Genomic DNA, 23,087 nt, shown 5'->3' on the forward strand with positions numbered 1-23,087 from the left:
TTCCGGTCTGCCGGCCATTCTAGTCGGGCCCGCGCCACTTCGCGGATGAGGTGAAACCCGTTGAGACATTCACGCCGGGGAATCGAAAGGCGCCGGCAGACGCAAAAAAGGCGCCCGGAGGCGCCTTCAAGAAAAGGAACAATGTCGGACTGCGTGAAGCGGATCAGAACTTGTGGCGGACACCCACGGCCACGCCAACCTGGCTGGTCTTGCCCTGCTGCAGCGGGTAGCCGTTGGCAAAGCTGACTGCCGAGGTGTCGAAGTTCAGGCCCGAGTTCTTCACATAGCCGGCCGTCAGGTAGACGTCGGTGCGCTTCGAGAAGTTGTAGTCGGCCACGAAGCTGATCTGCCACGGGTTCTTCGGGTTGTCCGCCGCGAACGCCGACGATGCGCGCATCGTCTTCACGTCGTCGTAGAAGTACGCCAGCGTCAGGCCCAGCGGAGCCGATACCTGGTAGTTCACACCGAACCAGTAGTAGTTGTCGCGCAGCAGTTCGGCGCCCGTGTTGTCGGTCGTGCGGCCGTAGCGGTAGCCCGCCATCAGCTTGGCCGGCCCGACCGTGTAGCTGCCGGCGGCGCCCACCTTGCGCGAACGGCCAGGCTGGCCGATCGTGATCGTCGGACGCCATTCGTCGTACGCCAGCGTCAGGCCCAGCGGGCCGCTCATGTACAGCACGCCGGCACCGCCGCCCGCGTTGTTGTTGAAGTTGCCCGGGGTTTCGCCCGCGCCCGCGGCAGCCAGCGGTACCGGACCGATCGCGGCCACGCCCGTGCCGAAGCTCCAGTGCGCCTCGGCGGTGACCGGGCCGAACACGGCCGTGTACTTGACGGTGTTGTCCGAGCGGAAGTTGGTACCCAGCTGTGCCACCACCGGTTCGTAGAGCGTTGCGTAGCCGGTCGGCGAGAAGTTCGCGAACATGTCGAACATGGTCGTGTACTGACGACCCATGGTCAGACGGCCGTAGCTGTCGCTCTGCAGACCCAGGAATGCCTGACGACCGAACAGGCGGCCGCCTTGCTGCGACCTGCCGTCGTCCAGGCCGAAGCCGCTTTCCAGCACGAACAGTGCCTTCAGGCCGCCGCCCAGGTCTTCAGTGCCACGCAGACCCCAGCGCGAGCCGGACAGGCCGCCGCCGGTCTGCAGGCCAACGCGGCTGCCGCCACCGGGCAGCGAAGGCGGACGGCCATTCGGGCCCCACGTTGCGGGATTGGTGTTGAAGCCGGGTGCCAGGTTGTTGTTGTATTCGATTGGCACGTCGACAACGCCGTACAGGGTCACGCTGGTTTGCGCATTTGCAGCCGTGGCAAAAGCGCTCATCGCGGCAAGCGCGAGTAGCGATTTTTTCATGCTGGGTGATCTCCACTTAAGAATTATTAGTTGAAGCTATGCGGAAGGACCTCCTGTCAGCCCTCTTCATCCTTCCGTGCTTGACTTCCATGGAAGCTGCCGATCACTCTAGCAAAATCACTATTTTTTTGACCCTGTGGTAAACGTCTTGTCTGGTTTTCACAACTCAGGGTTATCCGGGACCCAGGCTTAGCGAAACCTCGCGGGGGCATGCCGATGCGCAAACCTGCACAAAATCCCGCGGGTACAATGCGGGAAATCCCGGTGCGCCATCGAGGAAAAGCTCTACCTATCCGTGGGGCACGCGCGTATGGCGGCCGCAGACCTTCCATTGACACCCATGGACACGTTGATCCACGAATTCGATGTCGCGCTGCGCGCGATTGCCGGTGCGACCCGCGCGGGCCGCGACAATCCCGCAGACCGCCTGACGCCCGATACGGAACAGATGAGTGCAGAGGAGCGCCGCCACGTGGCCGGGCTCATGCGCATCAACCATGTGGGCGAAGTCTGCGCGCAGGCCCTGTACCAGGCGCAGAAGCTGACGGCCCGTAGCGCGCCGGTGCGCGCGCAGATGGATGCCGCGGCGCGCGAGGAAGAAGACCACCTGGCTTGGTGCGCCGAGCGCCTGCGCGAACTCGGTTCCCGGCCGAGCCTGCTCAACCCGCTCTGGTATGCGGGCGCCTTTGCCATCGGCGTCGTGGCAGGCCGGGCGGGCGACCGCATCAGCCTGGGCTTTGTGGCCGAGACCGAGCGCCAGGTCGAGCATCATCTGACCGGGCATCTGGACCGCCTGCCGCCCGCTGATGGCCGCTCGCGTGCCATCCTGGAACAGATGCGCGACGACGAAATCCGTCACGGCGATGCCGCCCGCGATGCCGGCGGCGTGCCGCTGCCCGGCCCGGTGCGTGCGCTGATGCGTGCTGCCTCGAAGATCATGACCACCACGGCGTATCGTATCTAGCAGCGACAGCACAGGCGTGTGACAAATGGCGACGGGCGTGTACGCATCGTTGCCATTTTCATTTTCAGGCAGCGCCTGAACGCTGCCTCGCACAGCTGTGGAAAACTGCCGTGAGCCCTTGGTTGGACGGGGCTGGCGGCAAAACGTTGTATCCTTCCCGACGGCGCGGAACTGGATGCGATTCCCGTCGTCGGCAGTCCTCCCTCAGATAGTTCTCAGGTGGTTTCTCTGCTTTCTTCCCCAAGTGCTTCATTTCATTAAGGATTCACTGTTGCGGTGCGTGAAGTTGGCGCGCTAAGTCTTTGTTCTGATTAAAAAAACCCTGTTTTTTGCCCCATTGCGAGCCTTGACCGGCCAAAACGCTTCCTCTAAAGTGGGAAATAGTGTGAGGAAGTGTATTTTTGTGTGAAATACCGCCTTGTCTCTGCGATGATTCGCATCGGACCGGACGGTTGCGGCCAAGGACGAATCGACCTGCCGAAGGCTGAAATTGCCGGCGGTTACCGGGGGAAAGAGCTTGTTTCAGGGAGCATCGGCGCTGTCGCTCGATGCCAAGGGCCGGATGTCCATTCCGGCCAGGCACCGCGAGGCGCTGCAAACGCAGGCCGAGGGCCGGGTAACGCTGACCAAGCACCCGGATGGCTGCCTGTTGCTCTTTCCCAGGCCCGAGTGGGAGGTCTTCCGCGGCCGTATCGCGGCGCTGCCCATGGATGCCCACTGGTGGAAACGGATCTTCCTTGGCAACGCCGCCGACGTGGAAATGGATGGCGCGGGCCGCGTGCTGATTGCACCGGAGCTGCGCACTGCCGCCATGCTCGACAAGGAAGTGATGCTGCTCGGCATGGGCAGCCATTTCGAAGTCTGGGATGCCGCCACCTACGCCGCCAAGGAACAGGCGGCGATGGCGCAAGGCATGCCGGACGCATTGAAGAATTTCTCTTTCTGAAGAGGTCATGACCCCTACCGAATCGCCGGGGACCACCGCCCTGCGCCATCGCACCGTGTTGCTGGACGAGGCCGTCGACGCGCTCGTCTGGCGGCCCGACGGCGCCTACGTGGACGGCACCTTCGGAAGAGGCGGTCACAGCCGGGCCGTGCTGGCGCGGCTGGGGCCGGCCGGCAGCCTCGTCGCATTCGACAAGGATCCGGCAGCAATCGCAGAAGCGGGCACCATCAAGGATGCCCGCTTCTCCATTGAGCACGCGAGCTTTGCGGAGATGGGCGACCGGCTGGCCGGGCGCCCGCCCGTGGCCGGCGTGCTGCTCGACCTGGGCATCAGCTCGCCCCAGATCGACGAGGCGGCGAGGGGATTTTCCTTTCGTTTCGAGGGCCCGCTGGACATGCGCATGGACACCACGCGCGGCGTCACTGCCGCCGAGTGGCTTGCACAGGCGGACGAGCAAGACATTGCCAGGGTGATACGAGACTATGGGGAAGAACGGTTTGCTGTACAGATTGCAAAGGCGATTGTTGCTCGCCGGAGCGAACCCGGCGATGGCGGACCAGTCGCCACTACTTCAGAGCTTGCCGCGCTCGTGGCGAAAACCGTCAAGACACGCGAGAAGGGTCAGGACCCTGCGACCCGCACCTTTCAAGCTCTACGGATTCACGTCAATCAAGAGCTTGCGGACCTCGAAAGAGGTCTGAAGGCGGCATACGAGCTGCTGCAGGTCGGAGGCCGCCTCGTGGTGATCAGCTTTCATTCGCTCGAGGACCGCATCGTCAAGCGGTTCATGCAGGCGCACGCCCATCCGGACCGCGATGCGGACCCGGCGCTGCGCCGCGCGCCGCTGCGTGCCGCGGACCTGCCGCAGCCCACCATGAAACTGCTGGGCCGTTTCAAGCCCGGCACCCAGGAAGTGGCCGATAACCCGCGCGCACGCTCGGCCGTGATGCGCGTGGCCGAAAAGCTTGGAGGCCGGCCGGCATGAACCGCCTGACCTTCTTCCTGCTTGCCGCGCTGATGCTGTGCGCGCTGTCGCTGGTGAGCGCCCAGCACCAGGCCCGCACGCTGTTCGTGGCGCTGGAGCGTGCGCAGACCGAGGAAAAGCAGCTCGACATCGACTGGTCGCGCCTGCAATACCAGCAGAGTTCGCTCAGCAAGAGCGCGCGCATTGCCGATTCGGCGCGTGCGCAGCTGAAGATGGCGCCGGCCATGGCCGGCCGTACCCAATACCTCCAGGGCGTGGTGCTGCCTGATACCCCGCCCGATGCCCAGCAACCCGCCGGGGGACCCGCCAAATGAGTCTGGCCCGCCCGAGCCTGAACCGCGCCCGCGCCGGCAACAAGCCGCGTGGCGAGGCTGCGCGCCCGCGTACGGGCCAGTTCTCGGCCAGCCCGGTGCTGGGCCTGCGCCTGCCGATGTGGCGCTCGAAGTTCGTGGTGTTCCTGATGTTCGCCGCGTTCCTGGCGCTGGCCGCGCGCGCGATGTGGATCCAGGGCCCGGGCAACCAGTTCTACGAGATGGAGGGCAAGAAGCGCTTCCAGCGCACGCTGGAACTGCCCGCCACGCGCGGCAAGATCCTGGACCGCAACGGCCTGGTGCTGGCCACCAGCCTGCCGGTCAAGGCGATCTGGGCCGTGCCAGAAGACGTGCCCGATCTCGATCCCCAGCGCATGCGCCAGCTGGCCAGGCTGCTGGACATGTCGGAGAAGGACCTGCGCGCCAAGTTCAATGAAGACAAGAGCTTTGTCTACCTGAAGCGCCAGGTGCTGCCCGACGCCGCCGACAAGATCGCGGCGCTCAAGATCGAGGGCGTGCACCAGACCCGCGAGTACAAGCGCTTCTACCCGGAAGGCGAGGCGATGGCGCACATCGTCGGCTTCACCAACGTCGAGGACAAGGGCCAGGAAGGCGTGGAACTGGCGCGCGAAGGCGTGCTGGCCGGCAGCCCCGGCGCGCGCCAGGTGATCAAGGACCGCCTGGGCCGCGTGGTGGAAGACGTCGGCATCTTGAAGACGCCGCGCGACGGCCAGGACATGCAGCTGTCGATCGACGCCAAGATCCAGTACCTGGCCTACAACGAGGTCAAGGCCGTGGTGGAGCGCAACAAGGCCAAGGCCGCCAGCGCCGTGGTGCTCGACGCCCAGACCGGCGAGGTGCTGGCGCTGGCCAACTGGCCCACCTACAACCCGAACGACCGCAGCCGCCTGTCGGGCGAACAGCTGCGCAACCGCGTACTGACCGACACCTTCGAGCCGGGCTCGATGATGAAGCCGATCACCATCGGCCTGGCCCTGCAGCTGGGCCGCGTGACGCCGGCCACGACGGTGGTCACCACCGGCAAGTTCAACTTCGAAGGCGCCACGATCTCGGATACCCACAACTACGGCACGCTCACGGTGGGCGGCGTGATCCAGAAGTCGAGCAACATCGGCACGACCAAGATCGCGATGATGATGAAGCCGCAGGAGATGTGGGACATGTTCACCAGCGTCGGCCTGGGCCAGGCGCCGAAGATCGGCTTCCCGGGCGCGGTGGCTGGCCGCGTGCGGCCCTGGAAGAGCTGGCGCCCGATCGAGCAGGCCACCATGTCGTACGGCTACGGCCTGTCGGTGTCGCTGTTCCAGGTGGCGCACGCCTATACGATCTTCGCCCATGACGGCGAGCTGATCCCGGTGTCGATGTTCAAGACCAACGGCCCGGTCAGCGGCGAACGCATCCTTACGCCCCAGATCGCGCGGGAAGTGCGCGGCATGCTGGAAACCGTGACCGCCCCGGGCGGCACCGCGCCGGAAGCCCAGGTGATGGGCTACCGCGTGGGCGGCAAGACCGGTACCGCGTACAAGCACGTGGGCCGTGGCTACGACCGCAGCAAGTACCGCGCGTCGTTCATCGGCCTGGCGCCGATGTCGAACCCGCGCGTGATCGTGGCGGTCAGCGTCGACGAGCCGACTGCCGGCAGCCACTATGGCGGCGCCGTGGCCGGCCCGGTTTTCTCGGCCATTACCGGCGGCGCGCTGCGTTCGCTGAACGTCCAGCCGGATTCGCCGATCCGCCAGCTGATGGTCACCGACAAGGTTCAGGAAAGCGAACCACCGTGGAGCGCCACGCCATGACGGCCAAGCCGCTGCTCCCGATCGAGGTGTCCACTCAGGCCAGCAACGCGCTGGCCTGGCTGCATTCGCACGCGCCGGCCGGTGCCAGGCTGACCGGCGACACGCGCCGCCTGCAGCCGGGCGACGTCTTCTTTGCCTACGTGCTGGGTAACGAACGCCTGGCGACCGACGGCCGTCCGCATATCGACAAGGCCATCGCCGCCGGCGCCTCGGCCGTGATCTACGAGGCCGATGGCTTCGACTGGCCGCACGGCGATGCCGTGCCGCACCTGCCCGTGTCGCAACTGCACTGGCTGGCCGGCCCGATCGCGGCCGGCTGGTACGGCATCGGCGCCCGCAACCTGGCGGTGACCGGCATCACCGGCACCAACGGCAAGACATCGTGCGCGCAGTGGCTGGCGCGTCTGCTGCAGGGCACCGGCACGCCGTGCGCGACGATCGGCACGCTGGGCACGGGTTTCCCCGATGCACTGCGCATCACCGGTTTCACCACGCCCGACGCCGTGCAGCTGCAGGCCAGCCTGGCCGAGCTGAACGATGCCGGCGCGCACGCCATCGCCATGGAAGTGTCGTCGCACGGCCTGGAACAGGGCCGCGTGGCAGGCACCCGGTTTGGCGTGGCGGTGCTGACCAACCTCACGCAGGATCACCTCGACTACCACGGCACGATGACCGAGTACGAGGCCGCCAAGGCGCTGCTGTTCCAGTGGGATGGCCTGCGCGCGGCCGTGATCAATCGCGACGACGCCATGGGCGGCCGCCTGCTGGCCGGCAATGCCGCCGCCGTCAGCGCGCCGCAGGTCATCGAATATGGCATCGACGGCAAGGCCGGTGCCTCGGCGGCACGCGGGCAGTGGCTGCGCGCCATCGATGTGCGCGCCACGGCGTCGGGCACGGCGTTCCATGTCGATGGCAGCTTCGGCAGCGCCGACGTGACCACGCCGATGATCGGCGCTTTCAACGTCAGCAATCTGCTGGCGGTGCTGGGTGCCGCGCTGGCGCAGGGCGTGGCCTGGGATGCGGCGATTGCCGCCCTTCGCCAGCTGACGCCGGTCGATGGCCGCATGGAACTGTTCGGCGGCCATGACGCGCCGCTGGCCGTGGTGGACTATGCCCACACGCCCGACGCGCTGGTGCAGACGCTGACCGCGCTGCGCCCGGTGGCCGACGCCCGCCAGGGCCGGCTCTGGTGCGTATTCGGCTGCGGCGGCGACCGCGACGCCACCAAGCGCCCGCTGATGGGCGACGTGGCGGAGCGTCTGGCCGACGACGTAGTGCTGACCAGCGACAACCCGCGCAGCGAAGATCCGCTCGATATCCTCGAACAGATCGCCGACGGCATGCAGGACCGCAGCCGCGTGCGGCTGATCGAAGACCGCGCCGCGGCCATCCTTTACGCAATCAAGCACGCCGCCCCGGCCGATGTGGTGCTCGTGGCCGGCAAGGGCCATGAAGCTACGCAGGAGATCCAGGGCCGCAAGCGGCCGTTCTCGGACCGCGAACATGTGCGGCTGACCCTGGGCACGCGGGGGGTGTCGGCATGAACGGACACCCGATGACGAATTTGCAGCAAGCCGCCGGCTGGATGGCCAGCGCACGTATTTCCGGCGATGTCGCGCGCACGTTCTCGCGCGTGCATACCGACAGCCGTACCGTACAGCCGGGCGATCTGTTCGTGGCGCTCAAGGGCGACCGCTTCGACGCCCATGACTTCCTGGCCGATGTGGTGGCGCGCGGCGCCGCCGCCGTGCTGGTGAGCCGCGACATCGACCTCGACGTGCCGGCGCTGATTGTGCCGGACACGCGTATCGGTCTGGGCGAACTCGGTGCCGGCTGGCGCCGCCAGTTCACGCCGCCGACGGTGGCCGTCACCGGCAGCAACGGCAAGACCACGGTCAAGGAAATGATCGCGGCGATCTTTGCCGCAGCCGTGGGCGAGGACGACCGGCTGGCCACGGGCGGCAACCTGAACAACGATATCGGCCTGCCGCTGACGGTGCTGCGCCTGCGCGCGCACCACAAGCTGGCGGTGCTGGAGCTGGGCATGAACCACCCGGGCGAGACGGTCTACCTGGCCGCCATTGCCCAGCCGACCGTGGCCGTGATCACCAACGCGCAGCGCGAGCACCAGGAATTCATGGTCAGCGTGGAAGCGGTGGCCCACGAGCACGCCAGCGCCATCGCCGCGCTGCCGGCCGATGGCGTGGCGGTGTTCCCGGTGGATGCCGAAAGCGGCGGCGCGCATGCCGCGATCTGGCGCCAGGCCGCCGGCAAGCGCCGCGTGCTGGCGTTCGGCACCGACGCGTCTGCCGATGTGCGCGCGTCCGTGACGCTGGCCGACGGCGTCCAGGTGCTGCACGTGACCGCGCCGGGCCAGACGTTCGACCTGCGGTTGCAGCTGCTGGGCGCGCACAACGTGCGCAACGCGCTGGCCGCCACGGCCTGCGCGCTGGCGGCCGGGGTGGCGGTGGATGCCATCCAGCGCGGCATCGCGGGCTTTTCGGCCGTGAAGGGCCGCCTGCAGGTCAAGCACACGCCGGCCGGCACGGTGGTCATCGACGACACCTACAACGCGAATCCCGATTCCATGCGCGCCGCCATCGACGTGCTGGCCGGGTTTGCCGCCCCGCGCGTGCTGGTGCTGGGCGACATGGGCGAAGTGGGCGACCAGGGCCCGGCGTTCCATACCGAGATTGGCGCCTACGCACGCGAGCGCGGCATCGAGACGCTGTGGGCGCTGGGCGATCTGGCGACGCATGCCGTGCAGGCATATGGCCCGGGCGCGCGCCATTTTGCCGGTGCGGAAGCGCTGGCGCAGGCGCTGAAGGAAGACAAGGAGGGCGTGGTGGCTGGTGCAGCCGCCGTGCTCGTGAAGGGATCGCGCTTCATGCGCATGGAACGGATGGTCGATGCGCTGGTCGCATCACCTTCCGCTCACTAAGAAAGACGAACGATGTTATTGGCACTGGCCCAGTGGCTGCAAAACGATTACAGCTTCCTGCGGGTCGTTAACTACCTGACCTTCCGCGCGGTGATGGCCAACCTCACCGCGCTGGTGATCGGCCTCGGTTTCGGGCCGTGGGTCATCCGTCGCCTGACCGAACTGAAGATCGGTCAGGCCGTCCGTACCATCGGCCCGCAGACGCACCTGGTCAAGTCCGGCACGCCGACCATGGGCGGCGTGCTGGTGCTGATCTCGATCTGCGTGTCGACGCTGCTCTGGTGCGACTGGGGCAACCGCTTCATCTGGGTGGTGCTGCTGGTGACGCTGGGCTACGGCGCCGTGGGCTGGGTCGACGACTACCGCAAGGTGGTGTATCGCGACCCGCGCGGCATGTCGAGCCGCGAGAAGTTCTTCTGGCAGACCCTGATTGGCCTGGTGGCTGCCGTGTACCTGGCGTTCTCGGTGACCGAGGCCAGCAACGTCCGGGTCTGGAGCCTGTTCCTGAGCTGGATCGAAGGCGGCATGTTCGCCGATGTGCCGTACAAGACCAACCTGATCGTCCCGTTCTTCAAGGAAATCAGCTACCCGCTGGGCGTGACCGGCTTCATCGTGCTGACGTACCTGGTGATCGTCGGTTCCAGCAACGCGGTGAACCTGACCGACGGCCTGGACGGCCTGGTGATCATGCCCGTGGTGCTGGTTGGCGGCGGCCTGGGCGTGTTCGCCTACGTGATGGGCAACGCGGTCTACAGCAAGTACCTGCTGTTCCCGCATATCCCGGGCGCCGGCGAGCTGCTGATCTTCTGCTCGGCGATGGCCGGCGCGGGCCTGGCCTTCCTCTGGTTCAACGCGCACCCGGCGCGTGTGTTCATGGGCGATGTCGGCGCGCTGGCGCTGGGCGGCGCGCTGGGCACCATCGCCGTGATCGTGCGCCAGGAAATCGTGCTGTTCGTGATGGGCGGCATCTTCGTGGTGGAAACGCTGTCGGTGATGCTGCAGGTCACGTGGTTCAAGTTCACGAAGAAACGCTATGGCGAAGGCCGGCGCCTGTTCCGCATGGCCCCGCTGCACCACCACTTCGAACTGAGTGGCTGGAAGGAAACACAGGTCACCGTGCGGTTCTGGATCATCACGATGCTGCTGGTGCTGATTGGCCTGTCGACGCTGAAGCTGCGCTGAGCGTCCCCGAAAACTGAAGCTCTCTATATATAGGCAGGAATCGAAGTGTTTGGCGTGTTGCAGAAACCTCATGTGCTGGTACTTGGCCTCGGTGAATCGGGGCTGGCCATGGCACGCTGGTGCGGCCTGAACGGCTGCCGCGTGCGCGTGGCCGACACCCGCGAGGCGCCCGCCAATCTTGCCTTCCTGCAGGCCGAACTGACCACGGCGCAGTTTGTCGGCGGCCCGTTCGCCGAAAGCCTGCTCGACGATATCGGCCTGGTGGCGATCAGCCCGGGCCTGTCGCCGCTGGAGCCCGATACCAAGGCGCTGCTCGATGCCGCCCAGGCACGAGGCATCCCGGTCTGGGGCGAGATCGAACTGTTCGCCCAGGCGCTGGGATACCTGGAAGCCACGTCGGGCTACGCGCCGCGCGTGCTGGCCATCACCGGCACCAACGGCAAGACCACCACCACGGCGCTGACCGGCCGGCTGATCGAACGCGCGGGCAAGACCGTGGGCGTGGCCGGCAACATCAGCCCGTCGGCACTGGACAAGCTGTCGGCCTGCATCGCCAGCGCCACGCTGCCCGATGTCTGGGTGCTGGAGCTGTCGAGCTTCCAGCTGGAATACACGTTCTCCCTGGCGCCTCACGCGGCGACAGTGCTCAACGTCACGCAGGATCACCTGGACTGGCACGGCAGCATGGAAGCTTACGCCGCCGCCAAGGCCCGCATCTTCGGCCCGGACGGCAAGGGCTGCGTGCAGGTGCTGAACCGCCAGGACAGGCTGACGCTGGACACGGCCCGTCCGGGCACGACGCCGGTAACCTTCGGCACCGACCTGCCCGAGACCGCCGGCAGCTACGGCGTGCTGCGAGACGGCGGCATGCCGTGGCTGATCGTGGCCGAGCCCGATACGGAAGCCGAACCGGAGCAGAAGCCCCGCCGCCGCAAGAAGGACGAGGTGGTCGCGGAAGCCGTGCCGGTGCGCCACAAGCGCCTGATGCCGGCGGATGCACTGCATATCCGTGGCCTGCACAACGCCACCAATGCCATGGCGGCGCTGGCGCTGTGCCGTGCGATCGACCTGCCGCTGAACGCGCTGCTGCATGGCCTGCGCGAGTACCGCGGCGAGCCGCACCGCGTGGAGTGGGTGGCGACCATCGACGAAGTCGAGTATTTCGACGATAGCAAGGGCACCAATGTCGGCGCCACCGTGGCCGCGCTGAACGGGCTGGACAAGCGCGTGGTGCTGATCGCCGGCGGCGAAGGCAAGGGCCAGGACTTTTCCCCGCTGGCCGCGCCGGTGACGCAATATGCACGCGCCGTGGTGCTGATCGGCAAGGACGCCGGCGCCATCCGCGAGGCACTGGCCGCTACGGGCGCGCAGATCGTTGACGCCGCCACGCTGGAAGAGGCGGTCGAGAAATCGGCGGGTCTGGCCGAAGCGGGCGATGTCGTATTGCTGTCGCCGGCGTGTGCCAGCCTCGACATGTTCCGCAATTACGTGCATCGCGCGCAGGTGTTTCGCGGCGCGGTGGAAGAACTGGCCCTGTCCCGGGGGATCATGCCATGAGCGACTCGCAGGTCAAGCGCAGCGGATTCATCGGCGCCACCATCGGCAACGCCTGGGGTGGCCTGCGCGACGCGGTGTCGGGCGTCAAGCCCACCCGTTCGCGGATGATGGAGTACGACCAGCCCCTGCTCTGGGTGGCCATCGTGCTGCTGACGTTCGGCCTGGTGATGGTCTATTCGGCATCGATCGCGCTGCCCGACTCGCCGCGCTACGCCAACTACCGCGAGGCGCACTTCCTGGTGCGCCATGCGTTCGCGCTGTTCATCGGCCTGTCGGTGGGGCTGGCGGCGTTCCAGGTGCCCGTCAAGGTGTGGGACAAGTACGCGCCCAAGCTGTTCATCATCGCGCTGGTGCTGCTGGTGCTGGTGCTGGTGCCGTTCGTGGGCAAGGGTGTGAATGGCGCGCGGCGCTGGATTCCGCTGGGCGTGATGAACTTCCAGCCATCGGAACTGATGAAGCTGGCCGTGGTGCTGTACGCGGCCAACTACACGGTGCGCAAGCAGGAATGGATGCAGACCGTCAGCAAGGGCTTCCTGCCGATGGGCGTGGCGGTGGTGGTGGTGGGCATGCTGCTGCTGCTGGAACCCGACATGGGCGCATTCCTGGTGATCGCGGCCGTGGCCATGGGCATCCTGTTCCTGGGCGGCATCAACGGCAAGCTGTTCGCCGGCCTGGTGGGCGTGGCCGTGGGCGCGTTCGCGCTGCTGATCACGGCATCGCCGTGGCGCCGCGAGCGGATCTTTGCGTACCTGAACCCGTGGGAAGAGAGCAACGCGCTGGGCAAGGCGTATCAGCTGACGCACTCGCTGATCGCATTCGGCCGTGGCGAATGGACGGGCGTGGGCCTGGGCGGCAGCATCGAGAAGCTGCACTACCTGCCCGAGGCGCATACCGACTTCATCCTTGCGGTGATCGGTGAGGAATTCGGCTTCATCGGCGTGCTGGTGATGATCGTGCTGTTCTATTGGCTGGTGCGCCGCTGCTTCAACATCGGCCGTACCGCGCTGCAGCTCGACCGCACGTTTGCCGGGCTGGTGGCCAAGGGCATCGGCGTGTGGGTCGGCTGGCAGACCTTCATCAACATGGGCGTGAACCTGGGCCTGCTGCCCACCAAGGGGCTGACACTGCCGCTGGTGAGCTACGGCGGCTCGGGCATCCTGATGAACTGCGTGGCGCTGGCGATCGTTCTGCGGATCGATTACGAGAACAGAGTGCTGATGCGTGGGGGGAAGGTATGACCGACCGCACCCTTCTCGTCATGGCTGGCGGCACCGGGGGACACGTGTTCCCGGGGCTGGCGGTCGCGCGTGCGCTTCGCGACGAGGGCTGGCGCGTGGTCTGGCTGGGCAATCGCTCGGGCATGGAAGCCACCCTGGTGCCGAAGCATGACATCCCGATGGAGTACATCCAGTTCGGCGGCCTGCGCGGCAAGGGCCTGGTGACCAAGCTGCTGCTGCCGTTGAACCTGCTGCGCGCGTTCTGGCAGAGCATCGGCGCGCTGCGCCGGGTAAAGCCGGACGTGGTGCTGGGCATGGGCGGCTACATCACGTTCCCGGCCGGGATGATGGCGTCGCTGCTGGGCCGGCCGCTGGTGCTGCACGAGCAGAACTCCATCGCCGGGCTGGCCAACAAGGTGCTGGCCAAGGTGGCCGACCGCGTGCTGTGCGCGTTCCCGGACGCGCTGCCGGACAGCGAATGGACGGGCAACCCGGTCCGCGCCGAACTGGCGGCGATCCCCGAGCCGGCATCGCGCTACGACCATCGCACCGGACCGCTGCGCATCCTGGTGGTTGGCGGCAGCCTCGGCGCGGCGGCGCTGAACGACGTGGTGCCGAAGGCGCTGGCCTTGCTGCCCGAGGCCACCCGGCCGGCGGTGAAGCATCAGGCCGGCGCGAAACAGATCGACCAGCTGCGGGCGAACTACGTGGCGGCGGGCGTGGCCGGCGAGACCGTGCCATTCATCGACGACATGGCGGCGGCCTACGCCGACGCCGACCTGGTCATCTGCCGCGCTGGCGCGATGACGGTTTCGGAAGTGGCGGCCGCCGGGGTGGCCGCGCTGTTCGTGCCGTTCCCGCACGCGGTGGACGACCACCAGACCACCAACGCCAGCTTCCTGTCGAAGCAGGGCGCGGCGTTGCTGGTGCAACAGAACGCATTGACCGCGGAGGGCCTGGCGCAAACGATCGCCGGGCTGGACCGCGGCCAGTTGAAGGACATGGCGTGCGCTGCGCGCAGCCTGGCCAAACCTGAGGCAACCCGGCGCGTGGCCGAGATCTGCCGTCAGATGGCGGGCGAAAAATGAAACGGAAGCAATGAAGCATATCGTCAAGAACATCCACTTCGTAGGCATTGGCGGGGCCGGCATGAGCGGCATCGCCGAGGTCCTGCTGAACCTGGGCTACAAGGTCTCGGGCTCCGACATGGGCAGCAACGCTGCCACGCGGCGCCTGGCCTCGCTCGGCGCCCGCGTTTGCCACGGCCATGATGCGGCCAACGTGGAAGGCGCCAATGCCGTGGTCGTGTCAACCGCGGTGACCCACGACAACCCGGAAGTGCTGGCCGCGCGCGCCAGGCGCATTCCGGTGGTGCCGCGCGCCGTGATGCTGGCCGAACTGATGCGCCTGAAGCAGGGCGTGGCCATCGCCGGCACGCATGGCAAGACCACCACCACCAGCCTGGTGGCGTCGGTGCTGGCCGAGGGCGGGCTCGACCCGACCTTCGTCATCGGCGGCCGCCTGAATTCGGCCGGTGCCAACGCGCGCCTGGGCACGGGCGACTTCATCGTGGCCGAGGCCGACGAGTCGGATGCGTCGTTCCTGAACCTGTTCCCGGTGATGGAAGTCATCACCAATATCGACGCCGACCACATGGACACGTACGGGCATGACTTTGCCCGTCTGAAGCAGGCGTTCGTGGAATTCACCCAGCGCCTGCCGTTCTATGGCATTGCCGTGCTGTGCGTGGATGACCCGAACGTGCGCGAGATCATGCCGTTCGTGTCCAAGCCCGTGGTGCGCTACGGCTTTGCCGAGGATGCCCAGATCCGCGCGATCAATGCCCGCGCGGTGGATGGCCAGATGCATTTCACGGTGCTGCGCCAGCTCAACGGCCACGCAGAGCCGCCGCTGGACGTGGTGCTGAACCTGCCGGGCCTGCACAACGTGCAGAACGCGCTGGCCGCCATCGCCATCGCCACCGAACTGGAGGTCCCTGACGCCGCCATCGTCAAGGCGCTGCGCGAATTTCACGGCGTGGGTCGCCGCTTCCAACGCTACGGCGAGGTGGCGACGCCCGATGGCGCCGGCACGTTCACGCTGGTGGACGACTATGGCCACCACCCGGTGGAAATGGCCGCCACGCTGGCCGCCGCGCGCGGTGCATTCCCGGACCGCCGGCTGGTGCTGGCCTTCCAGCCGCACCGGTTCACGCGGACGCGCGACTGCTTCGAGGATTTCGTGAAGGTGCTGGGCACCGTCGACGCGCTGCTGCTGGCCGAGGTGTATTCGGCCGGCGAGGCGCCCATCGTGGCCGCCGACGGCCGCGCGCTGACCCGCGCGCTGCGGGTGGCCAACAAGGTAGAACCCGTTTTTGTGGAACAGATCGAAGACATGCCCCAGTCGATTCTGGATGCCGTGCGACCTGGCGATGTGGTCGTGACCATGGGAGCCGGCACGATCGGTGCGGTCCCGGGACAACTGGTGTCGCACCAGGCGGGAGGTCAGCAATGAGCTTCGTGGCGCATCCCAATATCGATCCGAAATCGCTGGGCAAGGTTGGCGTGCTGCTGGGCGGGCGCTCGGCCGAGCGCGAAATCTCGCTGATGTCCGGCAACGGCGTGCTGGCGGCACTGAAGTCGCGCGGCGTGGACGCCCACGCGTTCGACCCGGCGCTGCAGTCCGTGGCGGAACTGGCCGCGGCGAAGTTCGACCGCGTCTTCATCGCGCTGCATGGCCGTTACGGCGAGGACGGCACGATGCAGGGCCTGCTGGAACAGCTGGGCGTGCCCTATACAGGCAGCGGCGTGCTGGCGTCGGCGCTGGCCATGGACAAGCAGGCCACCAAGCGCCTGTGGATGACGCACGGCCTGGCCACGCCGCGCTTTGCGATGCTGTACGCCGATACCGATTTCGACGCCGTGGTGCGGGATCTGGGCCTGCCGCTGATCGTCAAGCCGGCCCGCGAGGGGTCGTCGATCGGCCTGACCAAGGTCACCGACGCCGGCCAGATGCGCGAGGCGTTCGAGAAGGCGGCGGGGCTCGATGCCGACGTCATCGCCGAGACGTTCATCGATGGCGACGAGCTGACTTGCCCCGTGGTGGGCGAGGGCGCATCGGCCGAAGCACTGCCCGTGATCAAGATTGTCGCGCCCGAGTCGAACTACGACTATCAAAATAAGTACTTTACTGACGTTACCCAATACCTGTGCCCGTCAACTTTGCCGGAAGCGCTGGAGAACGAAGTGCGGGCGCTGGCCGTCGAAGCGTTTCGCGTGCTGGGTTGCCGTGGCTGGGCCCGTGCGGACGTCATGCTCACCCGCGACGGCCGCCCGCATCTGCTCGAAATGAATACGTCGCCCGGCATGACCGGCCATTCGCTCGTGCCGATGGCGGCGCGCGCGGCAGGCATCAGCTACGAGGATTTCGTGATGCAGGTGCTGGCCGCCGCGACGCTTGACCTGCATCCGAACGAGCACTGGAAACCCGAATAACCGTATCACCAACGGCTGACCGCCCAACCAAACGACCATGTGGCACAACGCGCGCCTGCTCAACCTGATCGCCTCAGCGCTCTATGCGCTGGTGGCGCTCATGGCGCTTGGCGCCGGCCTGCTGTGGCTGGCGCAGCGGCCCGTGTTCGCCATTACCCACGTGGAACTGACGTCGCTGGACGGCAGCCAGCTGCGCCATGTGAACGCGCCGAGCGTGCGGGCCAACGCGCTCAACAAGCTGTCGGGCAATTTCTTCACGCTCGACCTGAACGCCGCGCGGCAGGCGTTCGAGTCCGTGCCCTGGGTGCGCCATGCCAGCGTGCGGCGCGAATGGCCGAACGGACTGGCGGTGCAGGTGGAAGAGCACGAAGCCCTGGGCACGTGGGGCGGGTCGGACAGCGGCCGGCTGATCAATACCTACGGTGAGGTATTCGTGGCCAATACGGCCGAAGCCGAGGAAGACGCCCAGTTGCTGGCGCTGGACGGTCCGCCGGACAGCGAGGAAGACGTGGTCGAGAAGCTGGAAACCATGCGCGAGTGGTTCAAGCCGATCAAGGCCGAGCCGCTGGCGGTGGCACTTTCCGGTCGCTATGCCTGGCGGGCGAAGCTGTCCAACGGCACGGTGATCGAGTTCGGGCGCGAGCAGAACGACGAGGATCGCGCCGCCATGGAGGCGCGGGTCAAGCGTTTCGTGGCGTCGTGGCCGCAGTTGACCCAGCAGTGGGGCAAGCAGATCGAGTACGCCGACCTGCGGTATCCCAACGGTTTTGCCATCCGCACGGCCAGCGTGCGCTTCCTGACCGATGCCCAGGCGCAGGCGGCGGCCAAGGCAGCGGCCAAGGCAGCGGCCAAGGCAGCGGCGGGGGCGGCTGGTTCCCAGGCGGCTTCGGCCGGCAACACCAACAACAATCCGACGCGACTCAAGAGTAAGAACGCGGAGAAAACTCGATGAGCAAGGAATACAAGGACCTTCTGGTCGGTCTCGATATCGGCACCTCGAAGGTGGCGGCCGTGGTGGCGGAACTGCGCCCCGACGGCAGCTATGAGGTCATCGGGATGGGCCAATCAGAGTCCAAGGGTTTGAAAAAGGGGGTCGTGGTCAACATCGAGGCCACCGTGCAGTCGATCCAGCGCGCGCTGGAAGAGGCCGAACTGATGGCCGATTGCAAGATTGCCGAGGTGTTCACGGGCATTGCCGGCAGCCATATCCGCAGCTTCAACTCCAGCGGCATGGTGGCCATCAAGGACAAGGAGGTCACGCAGACGGACGTGGCCCGCGTGATCGAGACCGCCAAGGCGGTGAACATCCCGACCGACCAGCAGATCCTGCACATCCTGACGCAGGAATTCATCATCGACGGCCAGGAAGACGTGCGCGAGCCCATCGGCATGAGCGGCATCCGCCTGGAAGTGAAGGTGCATATCGTCACGGGCGCGGTCAGCGCGGCGCAGAACATCGTCAAGTGCGTGCGCCGTTGCGGCCTGGAAGTGCATGACCTGATTCTGCAGCCGCTGGCGTCGAGCCTGGCGGTGCTCACCGAGGACGAGAAGGAACTGGGCGTGGTGCTGGTCGACATCGGCGGCGGCACCACTGATATCGCCATCTTCAGCGAGGGCGCGATCCGCCATACGGCCGTGATCCCCATCGCCGGCGACCAGATCACCAACGACATCGCCATGGCGCTGCGCACGCCGACGCCCGATGCCGAGGACATCAAGATGCAGTACGGCATTGCCAAGCAGGCGATTGCCGACCCGGAAGACATGATCGAGGTGCCCGGCGTGGGCGACCGCGGCACGCGCACGCTGAGCCGGCAGGCGCTGGCCGCGGTGATCGAGCCGCGTATCGAGGAGCTGTATTCGCTGGTGCACCAGGTGGTGCGCGAGTCCGGCTACGAGGAACTGCTGTCGTCGGGCGTGGTGATCACCGGCGGCACGGCGATGATGCCGGGCATGGTGGAGCTGGGCGAGGACATTTTCCTGAAGCCGGTGCGCGTGGGCGTGCCCGAGTACCGCGGCAATCTGCACGAAGTCGTGAAGAGTCCGCGCTATTCGACCGTTATGGGTCTGCTGCAGGAAGGCTGCGTGCAGCGCATGCGCGGCCGCAAGGTGGCCGTGCAGAGCGGCCAGGTGAAGCAGGTGTGGACGCGCATGAAGGAATGGTTTGTCGGCAACTTCTGAGCCGCAAGCTTGTCAGGACTTTTTTAAGTGTGACGATCCTGTTGCAGTCAGCCGAACGGATCGTGGCACGTTGAGCAGGTCAAGCAGTTTTTCTGATGTATTGGCTAGTAGTTCTTTGATGGTTTCTTGTTCAGAAACCAAGGGTTGCGGCGGGGAGGCCGCAGCGTTTGGGGACTGATTTTTCTCGGAGGCAGTGATGGACTTTGACATGATCGAAACGGAGATTCAGGACGGCACCATCATCAAGGTGGTGGGCGTGGGCGGTGCAGGCGGCAACGCCGTGCAGCACATGATCAGCCGTGGCGTGCAGGGCGTGGAATTCATCTGCATGAACACCGATGCCCAGGCGCTGAAGCGTTCGAGCGCATCGCGCGTGCTGCAGCTTGGCAATTCCGGCCTGGGTGCCGGCGCCAAGCCTGAAGTGGGCCGCAACTGCGCGGAGCAGGCTCGCGAGCAGATCGCCGATTCGCTGCGCGGTGCCCACATGGTCTTCATCACTGCCGGCATGGGCGGCGGTACCGGTACGGGCGCCGCGCCGATCGTGGCGCAGGTGGCCAAGGAAATGGGCATCCTGACCGTGGGCGTGGTCAGCAAGCCGTTCGACTTCGAAGGCGCGCGCCGCGCCAAGGTGGCCGAACATGGCTCGGGCGAGCTGGAATCGTCGGTGGACTCGCTGATCGTTGTGCTCAACGAAAAGCTGTTCGAGGTGATGGGCGACGACGCCGAGATGGACAAGTGCTTCCAGTGCGCCGATGACGTGCTGCACAACGCCGTGGCCGGTATCGCCGAAATCATCAATGTCGATGGTCTGGTGAACGTCGACTTCGAAGACGTGAAGACGGTGATGGGCGAGCAGGGCAAAGCCATGATGGGCACGGCAACGGTGTCGGGCGTGGACCGCGCCCGCCTGGCGGCCGAGCAGGCCGTGGCCAGCCCGCTGCTGGAAGGCGTGGACCTGTCCGGCGCGCGCGGCGTGCTGGTCAACATCACGGCCAGCCGTTCGCTGAAGCTGTCGGAAACCAAGGAAGTCATGAACACGATCCGCAGCTACGCCGCGGAAGACGCGACCGTGATCTTCGGTACGGTGTACGACGACTCGATGGGTGACGCCCTGCGCGTGACCGTGGTGGCCACGGGCCTGGGCCGTTCGGCCAAGAAACAGCAGCCGATGACGCTGCTGAAGACCGGCACGGACAATATCCCGGTGCAGATGATGGCAGGCCTGACGGCCGCGCCGGCACACGCATCGCCGGACTACAGCAACCTGGATACCCCGGCGGTGTGGCGCAGTTCGCGTGAGTCGGCATCGGCTCACGTGGCGGCGTTGCAAGAAAAGGGTGTGGATACGTACGACATCCCGGCCTTCCTGCGCAAGCAGGCGGACTAAGTTGGGAACCGGCAGGGCAGCGGCATCCGCCGCGCGCCTGGCAGGCTGTCGACGGTCCGTCACGCATCGCCCGGGCGCTCCCTATCCGCCCGGCGTTTGCCTGGACTGACGTAACCCGTCAGTGCGTGCGGCTGCGCCGCGCCACGCCACATGTTGTCCGTCGCATCCCGTTGCCGGGCAGGCAGGCCATCGGCCGCCTCCCCGGACTGGTTTCCCGCCCCCGGCGGCGGGATGTCTCCGTCCGCGCGGCGCGTTTACCCAACGCGCCGCGCGGCGTTTTGAAGCCCAGGTAATTCCTGCTGCACCCGCCTGCCGCGCCGCTTGGTGGCGACGGCATCCGCCCCTATGATGCAGGCAGGTTTTTCCGATATACGCCAGACCGCTAGAGGACTGTTCAAAATGATCGCCGTAGGCCAGCGCGTCCCCGACGCCACGTTGTACGAATTCTTTGAAACCGAGACCGGCGGCTGCGCGCTCGGCCCCAACGCCTTCCCGGTGGCCGAACTGGTCAAGGGCAAGAAGATCGTTGTGTTTGGCCTGCCCGGCGCATTCACGCCCACCTGTTCGGCCAAGCATGTGCCGGGCTTCATCAAGCTCAACGACCAGCTGCGCGCGGCTGGCGTGGATGAGGTCTGGTGCCATTCGGTCAACGACGCCTTCGTGATGGGCGCCTGGGGCCGCGAGCAGAAGACCGACGGAAAGGTCCGCATGATGGCCGACGGTGCCGCCCAGTGGGCCAAGGCTCTGGGCCTGGACCAGGACCTGAGCCAGCGCGGTCTGGGCGTGCGCGCCAAGCGCTATGCCATGGTCATCGACGATGGCGTGGTGACGCACCTGGCCGTGGAAGAACCGGGCGAATTCAAGGTCAGCAGCGCCGAAGCCGTTCTGGAAGCGTTGCGCGCCTGACACGAAGCGTGTCAAGAAAAGTGATGTTTTGGGCGTTTCATTAACATTGCATAACACCCGGACACAAAGTGGTGCAGCGCAATACATCCAGTAATGGTAGTATCGCGTTATTGGAAATTACGCCCAATAGCTTTTAATAATAGTTGAGGCCGTCATGCTCAAACAGCGCACTATCAAATCCGTGGTGAAGACGGTCGGCATCGGTTTGCACTCGGGTCGCAAGGTGACGCTGTCGCTGAGGCCGGCCCCCGCCGATACCGGCATCGTTTTCACGCGCGTCGATCTGCCCGAAGCGGTAGAAATTCCGGTGGCCGCCAGCGCCATTGGCGACACGCGTCTGGCGTCGGTCCTGCAGAAGGACGGCGCCCGCGTTTCGACGGTCGAGCACCTGATGTCGGCCTGCGCCGGACTGGGCATCGACAACCTCTACGTCGACGTCGACGCCGAAGAAATCCCGATCATGGACGGCAGCGCGGCGTCGTTCGTGTTCCTGCTGCAGTCCGCAGGCATCGAGGAGCAGCCGACCGCCAAGCGTTTCATCCGCGTCAAGAAGGCGGTGGAAGTGCGCGAGGGCGACAAGCTGGCCCGCCTGGAGCCGTTCTTCGGTTTCAAACTCGCGTTCACGATCGACTTCCGCCATCCGGCGGTCGACAAGACCGGGCAGACCTTCTCGATCGACTTTGCCGATACGAGCTATGTCCGTGAGATCGCCCGTGCCCGCACGTTCGGCTTTGCCCACGAGGTGGAAGCATTGCGCGAGATGGGCCTGGCTCGTGGTGGCAGCCTGGACAACGCGATCGTGCTCGACGAGCACCGCATGCTCAACAACGAGGAACTGCGCTACGGCGACGAGTTCGTGCGTCACAAGATCCTCGATGCGATTGGCGATCTGTACGTGGTGGGTCATCCGCTGATTGGCTCGTACATTGCACACAAGTCGGGCCACGGCCTGAACAACCAACTGCTGCGCGCCCTGCTGGCCGACCAGGAAGCGTACGAGATCGTGACCTTCGACAAGGTTGAGGAAGCGCCGACGGCCTTCCTGCCGCAGGCGCAGCCGGCCTTTGCCTGATCGTCCATAGCGGTTCCGCCAGATTGAAAAACCCCCGTTCGAGCGGGGGTTTTCGTTTGGAGCGCCGATCAGGCCGGCAAGGGTTTCGCGGGTTTGGGGCCCGCCACGGCCAGCACGATACCCAGCGCGACACCCAGCAATGCCGCAAACAGGATCTGGGAATCGGGGGGCAGCAGGAAGGTCAGGCCGTGGGCGGGAATCCAGAAGAACGGAATGGTCTTCTTGAATACGAATCCCCACTGCGTCTGCCAGTCGAGCGCCTTCAGATGTTCCGCGACGGCAATCGGCCGGTACAGCGCCCGCCAGGAACCCTGATGGCGGACGATATGCATGTCCGTGACCTTATGGGCGGTCATCATGACTGGCGAGAAGGTCAGGTTCAGCAAGGTGCTGATAATCAATGCACCCGCCAGCTTGAGCATCGAGAAACCGCCTGCCATGGCCGCGACGACGCCGTCGACACCCAGGTATTCCGCAAAATAGGGCGAGCCGACGGCAAAGACCTTGAATGCCATGCTGATGAACAGGCCGAGAATGCCCCAAACGACCATTCTCGGCAGGATGCCGAAGCCCTTCCCGAGATAATGCCCGGTGCGGATGCGCTGCCCGATGACTTCGCCCAGCGTCGCCAGCAGGCCAAACTTGATAAACGCCATGACCATGCCGTGCTGCCCGTTGAAGGTCTTGTAGGCAGCGAGCCATTCCGGGAATACCGCGAACGGCAGAAGTATCAGGCAGAGCAGCGCGACCAGCGCCAGATCCTGTGTTTTCATGGAATA

Annotated in this window: 21 protein-coding genes; 18 read left to right on the top strand and 3 right to left on the bottom strand. The window is 66.1% G+C overall.

Features of this window, described 5'->3' with window-relative positions; genetic code table 11:
• Positions 1-163: 163 nt before the first annotated feature.
• The gene (locus BLQ58_RS19245) at positions 164-1,348 is read right to left on the bottom strand and encodes a porin (RefSeq protein WP_092601221.1); all 1,185 of its coding nucleotides are present in this window, start codon (positions 1,346-1,348) and stop codon (positions 164-166) included.
• A 340-nt stretch (positions 1,349-1,688) separates the two neighbouring features.
• Here BLQ58_RS19245 and coq7 point away from each other — a divergent pair, with 340 nt between their 5' ends.
• The 15 genes from coq7 to ftsA all read left to right on the top strand — a co-directional run bounded on the left by coq7 (position 1,689) and on the right by ftsA (position 18,943).
• Positions 1,689-2,312, top strand: coding sequence for a 2-polyprenyl-3-methyl-6-methoxy-1,4-benzoquinone monooxygenase (gene coq7 / locus BLQ58_RS19250; RefSeq protein ID WP_092601223.1), 624 nt, complete (start codon positions 1,689-1,691; stop codon positions 2,310-2,312).
• Positions 2,313-2,829: 517 nt separating this feature from the next.
• Positions 2,830-3,258: a division/cell wall cluster transcriptional repressor MraZ gene (gene mraZ / locus BLQ58_RS19255; protein ID WP_092601225.1), complete on the top strand. Its 429-nt coding sequence runs from the start codon at positions 2,830-2,832 to the stop codon at positions 3,256-3,258.
• Between the two features lie 7 nt (positions 3,259-3,265).
• On the top strand, positions 3,266-4,243 hold the full coding sequence (gene rsmH / locus BLQ58_RS19260; protein ID WP_092601227.1) for a 16S rRNA (cytosine(1402)-N(4))-methyltransferase RsmH: 978 nt from the start codon (positions 3,266-3,268) through the stop codon (positions 4,241-4,243).
• Entirely contained in the window at positions 4,240-4,557 is a 318-nt protein-coding gene (gene ftsL / locus BLQ58_RS19265; RefSeq protein ID WP_092601229.1) for a cell division protein FtsL, read from the top strand. The genes rsmH and ftsL overlap by 4 nt, the downstream gene beginning before the upstream one ends.
• Positions 4,554-6,371 (top strand): peptidoglycan D,D-transpeptidase FtsI family protein, encoded by a 1,818-nt coding sequence (locus BLQ58_RS19270; protein ID WP_092601231.1) that lies wholly within the window; start codon positions 4,554-4,556, stop codon positions 6,369-6,371. Before ftsL ends, BLQ58_RS19270 begins: the two co-directional genes overlap by 4 nt.
• Entirely contained in the window at positions 6,368-7,915 is a 1,548-nt protein-coding gene (locus tag BLQ58_RS19275; RefSeq protein ID WP_092601525.1) for a UDP-N-acetylmuramoyl-L-alanyl-D-glutamate--2,6-diaminopimelate ligase, read from the top strand. The genes BLQ58_RS19270 and BLQ58_RS19275 overlap by 4 nt, the downstream gene beginning before the upstream one ends.
• Positions 7,912-9,312 carry a UDP-N-acetylmuramoyl-tripeptide--D-alanyl-D-alanine ligase gene (gene murF / locus BLQ58_RS19280; protein WP_092601233.1) on the top strand — a complete coding sequence of 467 codons (1,401 nt, stop codon included), beginning with the start codon at positions 7,912-7,914 and terminating at the stop codon, positions 9,310-9,312. Before BLQ58_RS19275 ends, murF begins: the two co-directional genes overlap by 4 nt.
• 12 nt (positions 9,313-9,324) lie before the next feature.
• Positions 9,325-10,494 carry a phospho-N-acetylmuramoyl-pentapeptide-transferase gene (gene mraY, locus BLQ58_RS19285; protein ID WP_066732432.1) on the top strand — a complete coding sequence of 390 codons (1,170 nt, stop codon included), beginning with the start codon at positions 9,325-9,327 and terminating at the stop codon, positions 10,492-10,494.
• Positions 10,495-10,539: 45 nt separating this feature from the next.
• Positions 10,540-12,051 carry a UDP-N-acetylmuramoyl-L-alanine--D-glutamate ligase gene (gene murD, locus BLQ58_RS19290; protein WP_092601235.1) on the top strand — a complete coding sequence of 504 codons (1,512 nt, stop codon included), beginning with the start codon at positions 10,540-10,542 and terminating at the stop codon, positions 12,049-12,051.
• Positions 12,048-13,289, top strand: a complete 1,242-nt coding sequence (ftsW, locus tag BLQ58_RS19295; protein WP_092601237.1) for a putative lipid II flippase FtsW — start codon at positions 12,048-12,050, stop codon at positions 13,287-13,289. Before murD ends, ftsW begins: the two co-directional genes overlap by 4 nt.
• A complete protein-coding gene (gene murG, locus BLQ58_RS19300) occupies positions 13,286-14,356 on the top strand; it encodes an undecaprenyldiphospho-muramoylpentapeptide beta-N-acetylglucosaminyltransferase (protein ID WP_092601239.1) in 1,071 nt (356 codons plus the stop codon). Before ftsW ends, murG begins: the two co-directional genes overlap by 4 nt.
• Positions 14,357-14,366: 10 nt before the next feature.
• Positions 14,367-15,782 (top strand): UDP-N-acetylmuramate--L-alanine ligase, encoded by a 1,416-nt coding sequence (murC, locus tag BLQ58_RS19305; RefSeq protein ID WP_092601241.1) that lies wholly within the window; start codon positions 14,367-14,369, stop codon positions 15,780-15,782.
• On the top strand, positions 15,779-16,762 hold the full coding sequence (locus tag BLQ58_RS19310) for a D-alanine--D-alanine ligase (RefSeq protein ID WP_092601243.1): 984 nt from the start codon (positions 15,779-15,781) through the stop codon (positions 16,760-16,762). The genes murC and BLQ58_RS19310 overlap by 4 nt, the downstream gene beginning before the upstream one ends.
• A gap of 37 nt (positions 16,763-16,799) precedes the next feature.
• Positions 16,800-17,714 carry a cell division protein FtsQ/DivIB gene (locus BLQ58_RS19315; protein ID WP_092601245.1) on the top strand — a complete coding sequence of 305 codons (915 nt, stop codon included), beginning with the start codon at positions 16,800-16,802 and terminating at the stop codon, positions 17,712-17,714.
• Complete coding sequence (ftsA, locus tag BLQ58_RS19320; RefSeq protein WP_061955279.1) at positions 17,711-18,943, top strand: cell division protein FtsA; 1,233 nt, start codon at positions 17,711-17,713, stop codon at positions 18,941-18,943. Before BLQ58_RS19315 ends, ftsA begins: the two co-directional genes overlap by 4 nt.
• A gap of 12 nt (positions 18,944-18,955) precedes the next feature.
• Here the strand turns inward: ftsA and BLQ58_RS29205 are convergent, their stop codons facing one another.
• Positions 18,956-19,153: a hypothetical protein gene (locus BLQ58_RS29205; RefSeq protein WP_175459954.1), complete on the bottom strand. Its 198-nt coding sequence runs from the start codon at positions 19,151-19,153 to the stop codon at positions 18,956-18,958.
• Here BLQ58_RS29205 and ftsZ point away from each other — a divergent pair.
• The 3 genes from ftsZ to lpxC all read left to right on the top strand — a co-directional run bounded on the left by ftsZ (position 19,140) and on the right by lpxC (position 22,308).
• Positions 19,140-20,330: a cell division protein FtsZ gene (ftsZ, locus tag BLQ58_RS19325; RefSeq protein WP_092601247.1), complete on the top strand. Its 1,191-nt coding sequence runs from the start codon at positions 19,140-19,142 to the stop codon at positions 20,328-20,330. The genes BLQ58_RS29205 and ftsZ overlap by 14 nt on opposite strands.
• Before the next feature lie 399 nt (positions 20,331-20,729).
• The gene (locus BLQ58_RS19330; RefSeq protein WP_092601249.1) at positions 20,730-21,236 is read left to right on the top strand and encodes a peroxiredoxin; all 507 of its coding nucleotides are present in this window, start codon (positions 20,730-20,732) and stop codon (positions 21,234-21,236) included.
• Positions 21,237-21,390: 154 nt separating this feature from the next.
• Positions 21,391-22,308, top strand: coding sequence for a UDP-3-O-acyl-N-acetylglucosamine deacetylase (gene lpxC, locus BLQ58_RS19335; RefSeq protein WP_092601251.1), 918 nt, complete (start codon positions 21,391-21,393; stop codon positions 22,306-22,308).
• Between the two features lie 68 nt (positions 22,309-22,376).
• On the opposite strand, the gene BLQ58_RS19340 is transcribed toward lpxC, so the two are convergent.
• On the bottom strand, positions 22,377-23,081 hold the full coding sequence (locus BLQ58_RS19340; protein ID WP_092601253.1) for a hypothetical protein: 705 nt from the start codon (positions 23,079-23,081) through the stop codon (positions 22,377-22,379).
• Between the last annotated feature and the right edge of the window lie 6 nt (positions 23,082-23,087).

Origin of the sequence: Ralstonia sp. 25mfcol4.1 (assembly GCF_900104095.1) — a bacterium.
GTDB lineage: Bacteria > Pseudomonadota > Gammaproteobacteria > Burkholderiales > Burkholderiaceae > Cupriavidus.